This is a genomic window from Mucilaginibacter angelicae (genome assembly GCF_042434235.1).
Lineage (GTDB): Bacteria > Bacteroidota > Bacteroidia > Sphingobacteriales > Sphingobacteriaceae > Mucilaginibacter > Mucilaginibacter angelicae.
The window spans coordinates 145,185-161,511 of record NZ_JBHLTS010000019.1; the positions used below are offsets into that span (position 1 = coordinate 145,185).

At 44.4% G+C, this 16,327-nt stretch carries 11 protein-coding genes; 3 read left to right on the forward strand and 8 right to left on the reverse strand.

Going from position 1 to position 16,327, the window contains the following annotated elements; translation table 11 throughout:
* Positions 1 to 26 precede the first annotated feature (26 nt).
* Positions 27 to 1,922 carry a T9SS type B sorting domain-containing protein gene (locus ACFFGT_RS08085; protein WP_377022009.1) on the forward strand — a complete coding sequence of 632 codons (1,896 nt, stop codon included), beginning with the start codon at positions 27 to 29 and terminating at the stop codon, positions 1,920 to 1,922.
* Here the strand turns inward: ACFFGT_RS08085 and ACFFGT_RS08090 are convergent, their stop codons facing one another.
* The 6 genes from ACFFGT_RS08090 to ACFFGT_RS08115 form a co-directional block, all read right to left on the reverse strand.
* Positions 1,923 to 2,255, reverse strand: coding sequence for a hypothetical protein (locus ACFFGT_RS08090; protein ID WP_377022010.1), 333 nt, complete (start codon positions 2,253 to 2,255; stop codon positions 1,923 to 1,925). It abuts the gene before it with no gap.
* A 401-nt stretch (positions 2,256 to 2,656) separates the two neighbouring features.
* Positions 2,657 to 4,501 (reverse strand): alkaline phosphatase, encoded by a 1,845-nt coding sequence (locus ACFFGT_RS08095; RefSeq protein ID WP_377022011.1) that lies wholly within the window; start codon positions 4,499 to 4,501, stop codon positions 2,657 to 2,659.
* A gap of 58 nt (positions 4,502 to 4,559) precedes the next feature.
* On the reverse strand, positions 4,560 to 6,074 hold the full coding sequence (locus tag ACFFGT_RS08100) for a RagB/SusD family nutrient uptake outer membrane protein (RefSeq protein ID WP_377022012.1): 1,515 nt from the start codon (positions 6,072 to 6,074) through the stop codon (positions 4,560 to 4,562).
* Between the two features lie 34 nt (positions 6,075 to 6,108).
* Entirely contained in the window at positions 6,109 to 9,462 is a 3,354-nt protein-coding gene (locus ACFFGT_RS08105; protein WP_377022013.1) for a SusC/RagA family TonB-linked outer membrane protein, read from the reverse strand.
* 111 nt (positions 9,463 to 9,573) lie between these two features.
* Complete coding sequence (locus tag ACFFGT_RS08110; RefSeq protein WP_377022014.1) at positions 9,574 to 10,512, reverse strand: FecR family protein; 939 nt, start codon at positions 10,510 to 10,512, stop codon at positions 9,574 to 9,576.
* A 48-nt stretch (positions 10,513 to 10,560) separates the two neighbouring features.
* Entirely contained in the window at positions 10,561 to 11,169 is a 609-nt protein-coding gene (locus ACFFGT_RS08115) for an RNA polymerase sigma factor (RefSeq protein ID WP_377022015.1), read from the reverse strand.
* A 186-nt stretch (positions 11,170 to 11,355) separates the two neighbouring features.
* Here ACFFGT_RS08115 and ACFFGT_RS08120 point away from each other — a divergent pair, with 186 nt between their 5' ends.
* On the forward strand, positions 11,356 to 12,009 hold the full coding sequence (locus ACFFGT_RS08120) for a FadR/GntR family transcriptional regulator (RefSeq protein ID WP_377022016.1): 654 nt from the start codon (positions 11,356 to 11,358) through the stop codon (positions 12,007 to 12,009).
* Positions 12,010 to 12,065: 56 nt separating this feature from the next.
* Positions 12,066 to 13,295 carry an MFS transporter gene (locus tag ACFFGT_RS08125; protein WP_377022017.1) on the forward strand — a complete coding sequence of 410 codons (1,230 nt, stop codon included), beginning with the start codon at positions 12,066 to 12,068 and terminating at the stop codon, positions 13,293 to 13,295.
* A 249-nt stretch (positions 13,296 to 13,544) separates the two neighbouring features.
* On the opposite strand, the gene ACFFGT_RS08130 is transcribed toward ACFFGT_RS08125, so the two are convergent.
* Together ACFFGT_RS08130 and ACFFGT_RS08135 are read right to left on the reverse strand one after the other, a co-directional pair.
* Positions 13,545 to 14,321: a 3-keto-disaccharide hydrolase gene (locus ACFFGT_RS08130; RefSeq protein ID WP_377022018.1), complete on the reverse strand. Its 777-nt coding sequence runs from the start codon at positions 14,319 to 14,321 to the stop codon at positions 13,545 to 13,547.
* Between the two features lie 33 nt (positions 14,322 to 14,354).
* Entirely contained in the window at positions 14,355 to 16,319 is a 1,965-nt protein-coding gene (locus ACFFGT_RS08135; RefSeq protein WP_377022019.1) for a hypothetical protein, read from the reverse strand.
* Between the last annotated feature and the right edge of the window lie 8 nt (positions 16,320 to 16,327).

Below are 16,327 nucleotides of genomic sequence, written 5' to 3' on the forward strand. Positions count from 1 at the left end.
AGTCTTGCCGACATGCGTAAAAACACATGAAATTTATCACTTTACTGGCGATAGCTTGCCTATTGCCGCAGTTCGCCCTGCGCGTAAAAGCGCAGGAGGGGGAGCCTGTATTAGTTGAAGACTTTGGGTCGGGAACGGCGCAGATAGGTCCGAAAATTAGTGACGGCGATTTTTCTACTACCTATAATTACATACCATCACAACCGGGTGAAGGCAGCTACACCATTGCCAATTCAACGGCCGGAATGTACCCCGAATCATGGCTTCAAACCGGCAATCATACGCCCAGGCAGCCGAATGGCTACATGATGATAGTTGACGCCACCAACACCATCGACGAGTTTTATAAAAGAACCGTTAAAACACTATGCCCCGGCACCACCTACCGCTTCAGCGTTTATGTATTGAATTTAATGAAAGAGAGTGGTATCAAACCTGATATCACCTTTTCGGTAATTACATCGCTCGAAACAAAAACAAATCATACCGGCCCGATCGATAATGGCCTGGGCTGGCTTGAATATAATATTATCTTCAGTACCCCGCCAACCGGCGGCGACGTAACTATTAAAATGACCAACAATGCAAGCGGAGGTTACGGGAATGATGTGGCACTGGATGATATTTCACTACGCCCATACGGCCCGACTTTAACCGCTTATTTTAATAGCGACAAAACAGCATATACTGCAAAAGGCTGCGCTGAAGGCAACCATGTGTACAATTTAAATGTAACGACCGCTGCTGCTCTCCCCTATGCCAACCCCGTTTACCAATGGCAGTTAAGCACAGCAAACGGATGGGTTAATATTCCGGGTGCAACATCGGCCACCTATTCGCTTCATCAACCAGCAATTGCAGGTAGCTATCAATACAGAACGCTGGTAGCACAAGCAGGTAATATCGCCTCGGCGCAATGCAGGTTAATTTCATCAGTCTTAACCCTCAATATCATCAATCCCGAACCGATTACTGCAACGGCAAGCTCGCCGGTATGTCCGGGCGAAAACATCTACCTCACGGCATCTGCAGGCGATAGTTATAGCTGGACAGGCCCCAACGGTTTTACATCAGCTCAGCAAAACCCGGTGATCAGTGATGCTACCGCAGCAATGGGCGGCCAGTACCGTGTTACGGTTTTTAAAAATGGGTGTTCAAGCGATGCTCCGGCTGTTACTGTGAGTATTAATCAACCTGTAGCTGCCAATGCCGGTACAAACCGCGCCATCTGTGTAGGCGAACAAATTTACCTTCATGCAACCGGCGGAACATCGTACAAGTGGTATCCCACAACAGGCCTATCAAATCCCAACATTGCAGATCCGCTGGCATCACCCGATGAAACTACAATTTATACGGTTGAAGTAACCAACAATAGCTGTACGGCAAAAAGCGCCGTAACCATAACAGTTGGCAAAGCCCCTATCGCGTACGTTACAGCCAATAAAGAAGTTATCAGGGGCGAACGGATCCAGCTTCACGGCACAGCAAGTGGCAATAACATAACTTATTACTGGACGCCGGATGACAACATAAGCGATAGCAACTCGTTAAACCCCTTTGTATCGCCCCTGAGTGATGTTACCTATATTTTACATGTGCTGCAAACCGGCTCCTGCAATATAGAGTCAAAAGCGGCCGTTGAGGTCAAAGTGGTGGATAAATTCACCATTCCAAACACCTTTACCCCAAATGGAGATGGCGTAAATGACACCTGGCAAATAGATGCACTTGGAGCTTATGACAATGCCACAACACAGGTTTTTAACCGCTACGGAGCAATAGTTTACAGCGCTAAAGGATATACTAAAGCCTGGGACGGAACTTACAATGGCAAAAGGTTACCGCCGGGGACATACTATTATAAGATCGACCTTAAAAACGGCACGGTTTACTCGGGATGGGTACAGATCATAGCCTGATCATTTCTGGTCGAAGATGTTCTTATCCCACTTCCGGAACTCGTAATATTTACTTTTAGGTTCGCCGGTTAACCCGTTGATGCCTTTTTTACGCGGGAGGTAATAGGCATGAATATATACCAACGGCACAATAAATATGGCTAAAAATGCCATGGCAACGGGCCTGCCGATGTAAAAAGAGATAGCAACTACAATGATGAGTGTAAGAAGATATTTACCAACCCGGCGCACAACAGGGGTACGTTCTTCAAAATGACCAAAAATGATATTGCCCAGCGCGTAAATGATACTTACTACCGCCACCTCGAACCAAAGCGATTCTGTTGCCCACATATTTCAGGAGATTGGTTTGTATAAAAATACGAAATGCAAATTTAATTTCTAATGGCATTTCGACGAGTGGTGCGTAGGACAAAGCAAAGGACGAGAAGGAATAAAACCATGTCATTGCGAGCATAGCGTGGCAATCGCACACTATACAGGGCGACTATGCTTCCGTGCGATTGCTTCGTCGTTCCTCCTCGCAATGAAATGATTCCTGTCCCCTCAGGGTCTCTCGCAGAGGACCCTGAGGTTCAACGCATTCCAACCATCTACCAGGATATTCATAGCAGCAAATTTTCATGGCGTATACATCAGGGTCCTCTGCGAGAGACCCTGATGGGACATTAAAGGCGCAAAGACGCTATAGAAGAGTGAAAAGCTTAGCGTCTTTGCGCCTTTGCGCGAAATCATTATTCTGCCTGCTGCAGTAAAGCCTTAATCTTATTAAAGATCTCCGTATTACTATAAACTCCCCTAAAATCAAGCGAATGCGGCCCATAGCTAAATACAGGGACCGGGGTACCGGTATGATCGTTTGTACTGAAATCGCCCCATACATAACCGTTGTTAATGCTGCCATCAAGCAGGGTTAAACCGCCGGTTTCATGGTCGGCTGTTACAATTACCAGGGTTTCGCCGTCTTCATCGGCAAATTTCAGCGCATCGCCAACTACACGGTCAAAGTCGCTGTTTTCGGTGATCACCTGCTTCAGGTTATTGGCATGGCCACCATGATCAATTTGCGAGCCCTCGATCATCATAAAAAAGCCGTTTGGAGCATTTTTAAATGCCTGGGTTACTTTATTGAAAGCTAAAGGCAGGTAATTACCCCTGCCCTCCATTTTGGGGCGGGTCACGCTGTCATCCATCAGGGCCAGGATCTTTGGCGATGAACTGTTTAAAAAATCATTGAAATTACGGATAATCGTATATCCCCGCTTTTTCATTTTATCAATAGGACTTTCACCATTAACCGGCCAGATGAAATCTTTATATGCCGAGCCCAGGAAAATATCAATAGGCGACGAAGTAATTTGATTGGCGATAGCCGTTGAATGGCTCCGTTCCGGATCATGCGCGTAAAAAGCCGCCGGGGTTGCATCTGTTAATTCGCAAACCACAATATCAGCGGTTTTTTTTCCTGCTTCGGCGCTGTAATCGGCTAATGATTTTAAAGGTTTTCCTGATGGATCAACACCTACAGCCCTGTCATTAGTTTTTTGTCCAGATGCAAACGCGGTTGCTCCTGCTGCCGAATCAGTAATATAAGCATCGGCAGAATTGGTTACCGAAAAGCCGATATTCAGCATCTGGAAAATATTCAGCTGCCCACGGTTTGCGGTATAGGTTGAATAGATCTGCGAAAGCCCCATACCATCGCCAATACACAAAATGATATTTTTAACTTTCTTAACCGTACCGTCCGATTTATAAGTTGGTTTATAAACAGCATATGATTGCGGCGCGGTGTATTCGCTCTTTGGTTTCTTATCCAGGAAATCACCAAGCTCTTCTATCTTATCGGTACCTATTACATCCACACCTAAACGGATAAGTGCCAGCCAGCTGCTTTTGGTATCGGGAGTTTCCCAAAAGCGGATCTTTTTACCTGCATTATGCACACTGTCAATACCGCCTTTGATCCTGGCAATCTCTTCATTGTTCAATACGCCTTTACCATTCCAGTGCATGTATTTACCAAAAGGAAAACTTACAAGTCCAACCTTTTTCCATTGCTCGGGCGTAAAGCCATCCATGTGATCAACATCAAAGGAGATCCAGGCAGGGTAATTAGTCATTTCGGCAGCGGGCGGTACTGCACCGGTCATTACTATTGATAACCTGCCGGGGTGACCTTCGTAAGCGAAATATTGTTCCAGCGGTTTAAGTTCCTTAATTACCAACGGTAATACTGCTTTATGATCTTCCTTGATCTCAATGAGCAACCTTAAATGACGCTGCGGATCGCGTTTTAATTTTTCAATCAGGGGATCAATGTACAAGATCTTCAGCGAACGCTTAGCATCTATCTCCTTTTTATCATGCGCCACCATCAGCTGTCCGTTAACGGCATAACAGTCAGCCTCGATAGAACCGAAGCCTTTTTCATAGGCGCGGTAAAAAGGGATATTGTTTTTGTAATCGTTGTGAGAATGCGCGTCGGCCACGGTGTAGTTTTTAACCTGCGCATTGGCCGTAAGACCAGCGCTTGCCAGCAGTGCCGCCATTGTAATTAGGGTAGTACTTTTTTTCATTTGGTATAGATATAGCAAAACCGGGCATAGCCCGGTTTTTAAAGTTTCAATATGTCAATTACCAGCCGGCATTCTGTTTCAACTGCCCCTGGCTTATCTGGATATCTTTTGGCGGGATAGGCCAAACATTATCCCTTGCCGGGTCAAAGTTACGTGCTTTCCACACAATTGAGCCATCCGCACCGTGTAACGGTTTTGCGTAAATTGCCTGTGCATCACCCCAGCGTACCAGGTCGAAGTTACGATCACTCCACTCGCCTGCCAATTCAACACGACGTTCGTGTTTAAGGTTAACCATTGTAGCATTGGTGATCGGCTTTAAGCCTGCACGTACGCGTACCAAATTAAGTGCTGCATCGCCATTTTTACCCTGCATGATCTGGGCTTCGGCTTTGATCAGCAAGATCTCGGCATAGCGTAATAGTGGTACGTTTAAATCTGTTGATGGTTCATCACCGTTAGGACTCACGTGGATACCACCAGCATAGCTAAACGGCTCCATATATTTATTGAACTGGTAACCGGTTAAGCTGTTGCTTTTACCGCCGATTGGGTAAGTATAAGTCTGCCCGAAATACTGGAAGCTATCACCTTTTTGAAGGATGGTAGCAGGAAGCCTTTTATCACCAGTTTCAAATTCGTCAACCAACTCTTTTGTTGGCTGATAATAACCAAAACCATTGTATAATCCCCAGCCTTTGTTCTCCAGCATGGCACCCGGTAAAATGCTCTGACCATTCAGGTTACTGGCTACCGACCAGATATACTCTGAGCTATAGTTATTGGCGATCTTGAATACATCGGCATAATTGCTTAATAAAGCATGCTTACCGCTCAGGATAACCGAGTCGGCATATTTTTCGGCATTGGCGTAATCCTTAGCATGCAGGTAAGTTTTAGCCAGATATGCATAGGCAGCAGTTTTATGCGCGCGACCATAATCAGTAGTTGCCAGCTTATCAAAATAAGGCAATAAAGATGCGGCCTTTTTCAAATCTGCTTCGATATAGGCATAGTTGTCTTTTACTGAAGGCAACTGAGCAGGGAAAGCCAATGCATTAGTACGGTTTTGTAAAGGAGCACCCTGTTTGTCTGAACCGTATAGATCGGCAATTTCCAGGTGCATAACCGCGTGAATAAAGTAAGCCTGGCCCAAAATAAAGTTTTTGGTGGCTGCATCCATGTTAATGTTTGGCACATTGTTGATCACATCGTTGGCACGTTTCATTACCACAAAGTGTAATTGCCATGGAGCGTAAATGCTGCTTTCGTTACCGGTACAGATAAAGTTTTTGATATTTTCCCTGTCGGCAGATGTACGGCCTACAACCATATCATCGCTGGCGTTAATGAACCAAAAGAAACCACGGCCGTAAAGATCTTCGCTGTTGCTTTGTTTTTCGTATAAGCCATTGGCAGCAGCCTGAGCATCGTCGGCCGTTTTCCAGAAGTTGGTACTGGTTGGCGTACCGGTTGGTTTAATATTATCTAAAGTACCTTTTTTACAGCTTTGGGCCAGTGCAATAATCATTACACCCATTAAGCCTTTGCTAATTATATTTTTAAATTTCATCTCTGTTATCTCCTTAATTATGGTTCCTGATTTTTTATAAGCCTACGTTAACACCTACTAAAATGATCCTTGCCTGTGGGTACAAGCCCAAATCAACACCATTTTGGTTAATACCAACTTCCGGGTCGAGACCTGTGTATTTGGTAAATGTTGCCAGGTTTTGTGCATTGGCAAAAACACGGGCGCTTCTTACACCAATTTTAGTCAGCAGTGCTTTTGGCAAAGTATAACCAAGGGTTACATTTTTAATGCGCATGTATGAGCCATTCTCAACATAAAAGTCAGATACGTTACCGAAGTTGCCGTTGGCGTCACTTGCTGATAAGCGCGGAATATTGGTATTGGTATGGGTTGGCGTCCAGGCATTTTTAGCATCGGCCAGCAGGTTATAGTTTTGGATAGATGCATTCAAACCGGTGTACTTAACAGCGTTGAAAAGCTTGTTACCCGCAATACCTTGTAAAAACACGCTCAGATCAAAGGGGCCATAGTTAAAGTTTGCTGTAAAGCCATAGCTGAATTTAGGAAATGGCGTACCCAGGTAAGTTTTATCAGCTTCGGTTATTTTACCATCATGGTTAAGGTCCTGAAATTTGATATCGCCTGCTTTGGCATTTGGCTGGATCAGGTTGCCTGAGGCATCTTTATAGTTGTTTACCTCATCCTGAGATTGGAACAAGCCAGCTGTTTTTAAACCGAAGAAAGAATACAATGAATAACCTTGTTGCAACCATACAGGTACCAGGTTATCCCTTACTGTTGGGCCAGAAAGGATGGTTTGTTGTCCTGGTAAAATGTCATCTATCTTGTTTTTAATGTACGAGCCGTTTGCGGTTAAATTATAATGAAGCTCCCCTACACTACCATTGTACTTCACAGATAACTCAACGCCTTTATTCTGGATCTTTCCACCGTTAACAAACGGAGGATTTGATACACCGTAAACAGCGGCCACCGGCGGCTGGAACAGGAAACGGGTATTCGTTTTCTGGAATACATCGGCAGTAACATTGATCTTACCATTCATCAGGCCTAAATCAACACCGATATCAGTTTGCGTAGCCTTTTCCCATTTCAGATCAAGATTGGCCAAACCATCAACAGCCGAACCTGTAATGGCCGCGGCCGGACTGCCTAAATAACCGGCAGTTTTGGTTAAAGAAACCGAAGTTGGGAAGCTTGGCAAACCGGCAAGGTTACCAGACTGGCCATAACTTGCCCTTAACTTAGCGAATGACACCAATGCATCTGTAGGAAAAAATGATTCCTTGCTGATCAACCAGCCTGCCGATACACCGGGGTAAACTTCAGCGCGGTTTTTGCTTGATAATAACGAAGTAGCATCACGACGGATGATACCGTTGATGAAGTATTTACCTGCATAATCGTAACCAATCCTGCCCAGGTACGAGATCAATGCCGATTCGTTTTTATTACCCTGCAAGGGCACACCTGTTGGGTTAAGGCTGCCATTAATGATGTAACGGTAAGCCGGATCTTCGCTCAGGTAGTTATCAGTATTCACACTAAAAAACTCCTGGGTATCATTCTGGTAGGTATAACCTGCCAAAGCGCTCACATGGTGATTGCCGAAGGTGCGGTCGAAGTTTAAAGTTTGCTCGGCCAGAATGGTGCGGGCATTATATTGCTCCTGGAACAGGAAGTTATCAAAAAACTTTTTGCCCGGCTCCAATACCCGTGTGCTGAAGTTTTTGATGGTCTCCATGTTTTTAGTTATCCCAAGATTTGAGCGAAATTTCAAACCTTTAATCAGGTTTACTTCAACGTAAGGGTTGATATTAAAGCTGTTTTGCGCATCGCTGTTATCCAAACGCTTTAAATAAGCTACCGGGTTAATTACGTCGCCATATGAACCTGCGTATTGTGCAGGCACACCACCGAAGCTGCCGTCGGCATTATAAATTGACGCGTTGGGCGGATAGAATATAGCCGATAAAATAGCGCCGGTATAAGCGCTTGTAGTGTTGGCCCCCTGTCCGTTGTTATAAGAGTATGAGAAGCTCTCGCCTATTTTCAGCCAGTTGTTGATCTGGTGATCGGAGTTTACGCGAAAGTTATAACGGATAGCATTGGTATTTAAAAGGATAGCATCGTTTTTACGATAGCCGCCTGAGATATAGAAAGTAGATTTTTCGCTTCCGCCGCTGATATTCAGGTTATAATCCTGGATGTAGCCTGTCCTGAACAAAGCATCTGTCCAGTTGGTGCGGGTAATACGCGAATCGGGGTTTATTTTAGAATCAAAAGCCGGCAAACGGGTTTTGCCTGCATTGTCATAGGCTGTGTTGATAGCGTCTGCATAATCAGCAGCATTTAAAGCCTGCAATATTTTTAAGGCATTTTGTACACCGCCTTTTGCAGTAATATCAAGGTTGGTTTTGCCCTGTTTACCGCGTTTGGTAGTGACCAATATTACACCACCGGCAGCTTTGGCACCATAGATAGCAGCGTATGAATCTTTCAATACGTCGATTGATTCAATATCTGAAGGGTCGATCGGGCCGCCATTGTAAATAGTTCCGTCTACAACTATCAGCGGGCCCTCATTGTTAAAAGAGCTTTGACCGCGTAACCTGATGCTTGGGCCCGAGGTTGGGTCGCCGCCTTCATTCAGTACGGTAACACCTGCTATTTGTCCCTGCAGCATTTCGGTAACCGAACCTACAGAACGGTCTTTAACATTGGTAACTTTTAATGAACCTACCGAACCGGTTACGTCGGTATTTTTTTGCGTACCGTAACCAACAACCACTACAGCATTTAAGCCGGTAACATCAGCATCTAATATAATGTTAAGCGGCGACTGACCGGCTGTAACTTCGCGGCTTTTGTAACCAATAAAGCTGAATACCAGTACTTCGCCCCTTTCAACAGTAATTTTAAAATTACCGTTAATATCTGTTGAAGTTGCTGCGGCTGATGTTTTGCTGCGCACAGCCACACCTGCAAGCGGGCCATCCTTATCGGTCACCGTTCCGGTAACAGTAATTTTTTCGGGCGCCCGCACCACTTTTTTGTGCGAGATAATGATAGTACCGTATTTTTCCCGGTACTCCAATTGTGTATTGGCAGTTAAAGCATTAAGTACATCTTTTAAAGGTTTGTTTACAAATGAGTTTGCCTTTACTTTTACCGCGGCCACATCATCCATTTTGTAGTTAAATGCAACGGTATTAACCGCTTTTTTGAGTTTCTCGAGCGAGGCATCCATGGTTTCGTCGGCAAACTTTACAGTTACCGGCTGATCCATCAGCGACGCACTACGTTCGGCCGAAGCGCGTACCGGCAATGATGCCGCCAGGGTTGTTACCAGCAATAAAATTGCTGCGATTAATTTTCTTGAAATCCGGGTTAAAGATTTTTCCATACATTTGTTTTTAAAGTGATTAGTAACTGCCTGTTGGCTTTTAGTTTTTGGCAGCTACACTTAATAAGCCAGTGCTTGTTCGTAGCAGGCATTGGTTTCTCTTTTATATTATTATTTAATATTTACTGTATCTCCTTTTAGCTTATACTTTCGACCATCAATAAACTGCAGTATATCCAGTACCTGGCTGATATTGAGCTTATTTGAAAACCTTACCGAATAATGCTGCTGACTCAACCTTTTACCTGCATATTTAAAATTCACACTGTAGCGGTTTTGCAGGTAAACTGTGATTTCCTTAAATGAAACATTGTCCAGTATCAGTTCATCATGCATCCAGCTCAGCGAATGATCACCGGCTACTTGCTGACGCGTAAAGCTTTGATCATGCTTATTATAGGTTAACTGTTGTTGCGGCATATAAAAACCAAGGGTATGTTTTTGATCATGCACCTCAACCTTTCCGCTGTTCACAAACACCTGGATATCGGGCAGCTCTTTATAAAACTTAATATTGAATGAGGTTCCCAGCACCTGTGTAGTAATCTTCGCAGTATGCACCAGGAACGGTTTTGAAGCATCGTGCTTAACATCAAAAAAAGCTTCACCATTGATCAGCGTAACTTCTCTTTTTGCAGCACTAAATGTAACCGGGAATTTGATTGATGTACCCGCGTTTAACTGAACGGTAGTACTATCGGGCAGCATTACCTGTTTCATACTGCCTTTTGGAGCAGTAATTACCTGGTAAACTAATTGCTCGGGCTTATGTTGCGCCAACTTCGAATATAACAGTCCGGCACAAACAGCTACCAATACAGCAGCCGCCACTTTTAACCATGCGGTATTTAACCTGCGTACATTTCCTTTATCTATAGTCTGCTTTTCTATTCGTTCCCAAAGGGGTTGTTTAAGGGCTTTGATTTTATCATCAGCTTCGGCATCCGTATCAAGGTTATGCATTAACTGCTGTAAAAGCTGCAATTCCTCGTCGGTGCATTTACCGGCGTTAAACTTATTGAGTAGTCTTTTTATTTCTTTCTGATTCACCTAACAGGGGCTTTATAACCTTTAAGTGACCGGGAACGGAGGAGTGTACTATAAGCGTTTGAAAAAAATTATCAGCAGCAAAAATCTGCCGTAATTATCAAAGGGGATAACGTTATAATATTTCTGAACAGATTTTTTCAGCCTGCTCAAAGCATTGCTGATCTGATTGCGTACAGTTTGATGTGATAAACCTAAAAACTCGGCTATTTGCGGACCGGTCATATCCTGCTCGCGGCTGCATAAATAAACCTGCCGCATTTTTTCGGGCATATCCGCTATTTCCTGGTTTATCAGCAGGTGCAATTCGGCAAGGGAGAGTTTTTGATCGGTGCTGTGCTCGTAAGTTTCCTGTATTTCGGCAACATCCTCCAGGGGCCGGGGCTTAGTGCTTTGCTTTTTATACCACTTATAGCTCATATAGTTAATGGAAACCATCAAATAAGCTTCAAGCGCCCCATTTACCTGGATAGTAAGGCGATTTTTCCATATAGAAAGGAACAGCTCCTGCACCATATCCATCGCCTCATCCTCATGCTGTGTTTTCTTTAATGCAAAAGCGATCAGCTTATCCGCATAACGCTCATAAATTTCCCTGAATGCCCTATCGTCACCGCCCTGCAGTTCAAGTAAAAGTTGTGCATCCGAGTATTGTTTCACAGGGGTATTTTTATAGCATCAAAGTAACGGCACAAATGTTAAGCTAAATTTAAATATATATTAATGCTTTAGAAAGTGTTGATCACAAGTGAACATTATTTTTTTGAAGATTGATTTTGATTCAAAAATGACTTTGATGTTTCAGATAAACTTTTACCTTTGTAATTCATCTGATGAATTACAGACATGAGTAAGATCATTAAAAAATCGCTGGCCGAAGAGATCGCAGAGAAATTGAAGGAACAGATAGCCGGCGGCCATTATCAAGTAAACGACAAACTGCCCACCGAGCCTGAATTGATGGTTGAGTTTGGCGTTGGCCGCTCCAGCATCCGCGAAGCAACCAAAAGCCTGGTACAATCCGGCCTGCTCAGGATCCAGCAAGGCGCCGGGACTTTTGTGGAACGCACCGCCAGCAACCCCGAGCCCATGGAAGCCCGCTTAAAACGTGCCCGATCGCAGGACCTTGATGAGGTAAGGCAGCTTTTAGAAATGAAAATAGCTGAAAAAGCCGCGATAAACCGTTCTCAAAAGGATATCTTTATTATGAAAGGTCATTTAGAGAACAGGAAGAAAGCAGCCGAAGCCGGGCTATTGGAGGAATGTATTGAAGCCGATGTTAGGTTTCACATTGCCATTGCTGAAGCCGCAAAGAATGAAATCCTGAGCGATTTATACAAGATAGCAGCCGTCCACTTAAGAAAGTGGTTCACCGAAATTTATCCTGATACGCGCAGTTTTATCGAAACCCAGCACCTGCACGAAAGGCTTCTAAAAAACATCCTTGATTGTGATTCAAAACAGGCCTGGAATACTGCAACTGAAATTCATCAATATTAAAAAATTTCATCAGATTCATCTGATGTTATAATGTTTTATAATTTTATCTACAGCTAATGGAATCTACATCACCAACAATTACCATCCCCGAACCTAAAAAACTGGTTCAGCAAACTGTGTATTCAATTTTGTTTACAATAAGTTTGGCCCATTTTATTAATGATATGCTGCAATCGGTTATACCATCCATATACCCGCTTATCAAGCAACGGTTCAGCCTTAATTTTACTCAAATAGGGCTTATTACCTTTACTTATCAAATAACAGCATCAATTTTACAGCCGTTTGTAGGGCTTTATACCGATAAAAAACCAAAGCCATATTCACTGGCCATTGGTATGGGTTTTACCTTATCAGGATTATTACTGGCATCTTTCGCCGGTCACTTTTATATCATGCTGATGGCTGTAAGTCTAATCGGGATAGGCTCATCCATATTTCACCCGGAATCATCAAGGGTAGCGCATTTAGCATCAGGCGGTAAAAAAGGGTTGGCACAATCTATTTTTCAGCTTGGCGGCAATGCTGGCAGCGCAATCGGGCCGCTGTTGGCTGCAATTATCGTAATCCCTTATGGTCAATCAAATGTGATCTGGTTTTGTCTCATAGCCTTTGCCGGGATCCTGGTATTGCTGCGAATAGCCAGGTGGTACGCCGAACGCTTAAGTCTCAATGCAAAAAACAAAATTGCTAAAGAAGCCGGCCCGCTCAACATCTCAAAAAGACGGGTGATATTCTCCTTAGGCGTTTTATTGGTGCTTATCTTCTCTAAATATTTCTACCTGGCCAGTATCACCAGCTATTATACCTTCTTCCTGATCAATAAATTTCACCTGAGCATCCAACAGTCACAAATTTATTTGTTCTTGTTTTTAGGATCGGTAGCTGCGGGAACATTGTTTGGCGGACCGCTGGGCGACCGCTTCGGCCGCAAATACATCATCTGGATCTCGATATTGGGCGTAGCACCCTTTACCATGCTCCTGCCCTATGTATCATTATTTTGGACAGGCGTTTTATCCGTATTTATCGGATTGATCCTTTCATCAGCCTTCTCAGCCATTTTAGTTTATGCTACCGAGCTGGTTCCGGGAAAAGTAGGCTTAATAGCAGGGCTGTTTTTTGGGCTGGCCTTCGGTATGGGCGGTTTAGGCTCAGCGGTATTAGGGAAAGTAGCGGATATGACCAGTATCAATTATGTATTTAAAATCTGTGCTTATTTGCCGCTGATTGGCATTTTCACTGGCTTGCTGCCTAATATCGAGGGGAAGAAGGCAGTGAGTTAAAGTTATATCTCGCGCTCGTTTGTAACGAGTGCGTAACGTGGGTTTGCGTTTGTAACGCAAAGGCGATACAATCGCCAAACCATATTAAGCGCTCGTTACAAACGAGCGCAAGAAGAAAATAGCCACAATAATAACGCGTCATTGCGAGGTACGAAGCAATCCCCAATAAGCAGAGGAGCTATGCAAATCCGCCCTGTAAAGTCGGGGATTGCTTCGTACCTCGCAATGACGTTTTTTATAGAAACTTAATTATTGCCCCAGCTCCCTCACCCAAATATTCCGATAACTAATCGGTTCACTTTTATCGCCATGAGCTTGCAATTTTATTGGCGAAGCACCATGTTTACGATATTCGGGCTTGCCGATGTATGGGGTATCTCCTATCAATGAAGTATTATTTTGAACCAGTACACCATTGTGCAGTACAGTAGCCCGAGCTGCAGATTTCAGTGAGCCATCCTCGTTAAAACGGGGAGCAGTCCAGATCACATCATAAGTTTGCCATTCGCCGGGTTTGCGGCAGGCATTGGCCAGCGGAATGGCTTGTTTATATAAACTTCCTACCTGCCCGTTCACATAGGTTTTATTATTGTAGTTATCCAATACCTGCAGTTCGTAACCGCTTGCTCCCCATGGCAGTGCTGCCAGGAAAATACCGCTGTTGCCACGCGCTTGTCCGCTGCCTGTTATGTTTGATGGGATCCGGTATTCGATATGCAATTGAAAGTCCATGAACCTGCGTTTGGTCTGGATATCGCCAGCGGTTTTATCAACGGTGATAATATGATCGTCAACCTTCCATTTATGGCTGGATGTGGTATCATTGGTAGCCGCCCATTCGTCGAGATTTTTACCATCGAACAAAATAATAGCATCAGAAGGTGCATCACCAGGAGTCTTACCCGGGGTGACTACAGCAGGCACCGGCGACCAGATCTCGGTATCCTCCGGTTTGGCAGTTTGCTGCGCGAATGTTACTAATGAACTACTTGCTAACAAAGCAGTGAAAATAAGTTTGCGTTTCATTATTTAAAGCAATTGATCTTGTTGAATTTTAATTTATTTGGCGAGCGATTTGATCCACAACGCTATTTTACGGGCTTCGTCCTTTGGAACCTGCGGCATTGGCGGCATCGGCGTTGAATAATCAGGCCAGTGCTCTGGCTTAGGATTATGGATCAGTTGCACCAGTTCAGCTACGCTGTATTTCCGTTTAGCCACATCCACATACGCCGGGCCAACCTGCCTTTTTGTTGCATTGTGGCATGACAAGCAAGTGTTTTTCAGTAAAATAGGCTGTACTTCGGCATAAGTAGGAATTGCATTTAACCCGACGGCAGTTTTAACTACCGCGCCCTTTTTACCAGTCGCGCCTTTTTTTAGCTCTGCCGAAGCCGCTGCTTTAGCCGAGTTTACTGTGCTCACTTCCGTCATGGAAAGCTTTTGCCCTTCGGGGATATTATTCAGCGTGTAATAAGCCGTTGGATGAACGAGGTTGAAATAATTTTCCTTATCACGGATAGCAGCAAGCGTAATGGTATGGATGTAATATTTACGAAGGTTATTCACGATCAGGCGAGCCTTCAAACCATCGGCTGATACTTTAACGCCGGCTATTGGGCATTTTTCGGTATTTACCGGCGGACTTCCATATACACCATGATATTTATAGATATAACTTTCAACCGAATAAGAAGCAAGATCTTCTGCTACCTTTTTATCAACCGGTTTGGTGAACTCTATCTCAAAACCATCGGGCATGGCACGGATAGCACGCATCTCAAACGGAACTTTGTTGTTCCACACCAAACGCTGCAAGCCCATAGTGGCCTCCCCTGCTGATCCCCAGCCACGGTTGGTTTCACCTGCTGCCAGTGAACCATCAGGTAACCAGGCCAGCCTTACTATACCCGATTGAAAGCCACTCCTGAAAGCCCATGCCGCTCCCTGGTATTCGCCGTTAACTTTTTCTAAAAAAATCCGGTCGACCATACTTTGGCCCTGATCACACACCAATAACTGGCCTGCAAACGGGCCAAACGCACCTTCCGGGATTTTAACAATCTCAGAGTTGGAAATGCCTAATATACCATGAGGCAACCAAACGGCTGGTAACTGTAATTCGGGGATTTCCTTTTTGGCCTCAAATTCGGTTTTGAATTTTTCGTTTACCACATCCTGCGGTTTTACCGGCTGCCCGTTTTTATCAAACTCGATCCTTGGATTGTTTTTGGCGAAGAATTGCTCCGAGGTGAGTTTAAGCGGTGAATTAGGTAAACCTGTCCAAACCAGGCTTGAAGGGTGCCCCATGAATGCGCCTTTTTTAATCGGCATGATACTGCCCGAACCAACCCAGTCGCCCTGGTTATCAGAATACCAAAGTTCGCCATCAATCATACTGATGCCGCAAGGCGAACGGAAACCGGCTGCCCATGGGGTAACTGTTCCATCCTCCTTGATATTTAAAGCCCAGCCCCTATAAGGCACAAAGCTTTTAGGGTGCCACCAATCCGGCGGGAAGCCTAAATTCAGGGTTACAAAGAAAGAGCCGTCAGGTGCTATTTTAGGGCCAAAGCTATATTCATGGTAATTGCCCGATAACGGCCAGGCGTAAATAGTTTCAAAAACATCGGCCTTGCCATCCATATTGGTATCAACCAGCTTGGTCAATTCACCGCGCTGAACCACGTATAAAGCGCCATCTTTCCAGGCAGCGCCCAAAACCTCATGTAATCCCGAAGCAAACTTACGGAAGAAGGGGTGCTGACCGGTTGGATTTTCGACCATAAAAATATCACCGCGGCGGGTGGTTACCGCCAAAGTGCCATTAGGTAATGTGCATAAGCCGCCAACTTCCAGAATAGTACCTTCCGGCGCGGGTACTTTCATAATCTTAAAAAAATCATCCTCTTTAGGCGATTCAGCCTGGGCAAAGGTATTTTTGATATCGCTTAACAGCGCGATAATGACAAGCGTAAATAAAAACGTGCCCCTGTTTATCATTTGTTTTAAAGTATTGTTCATGATCAAGG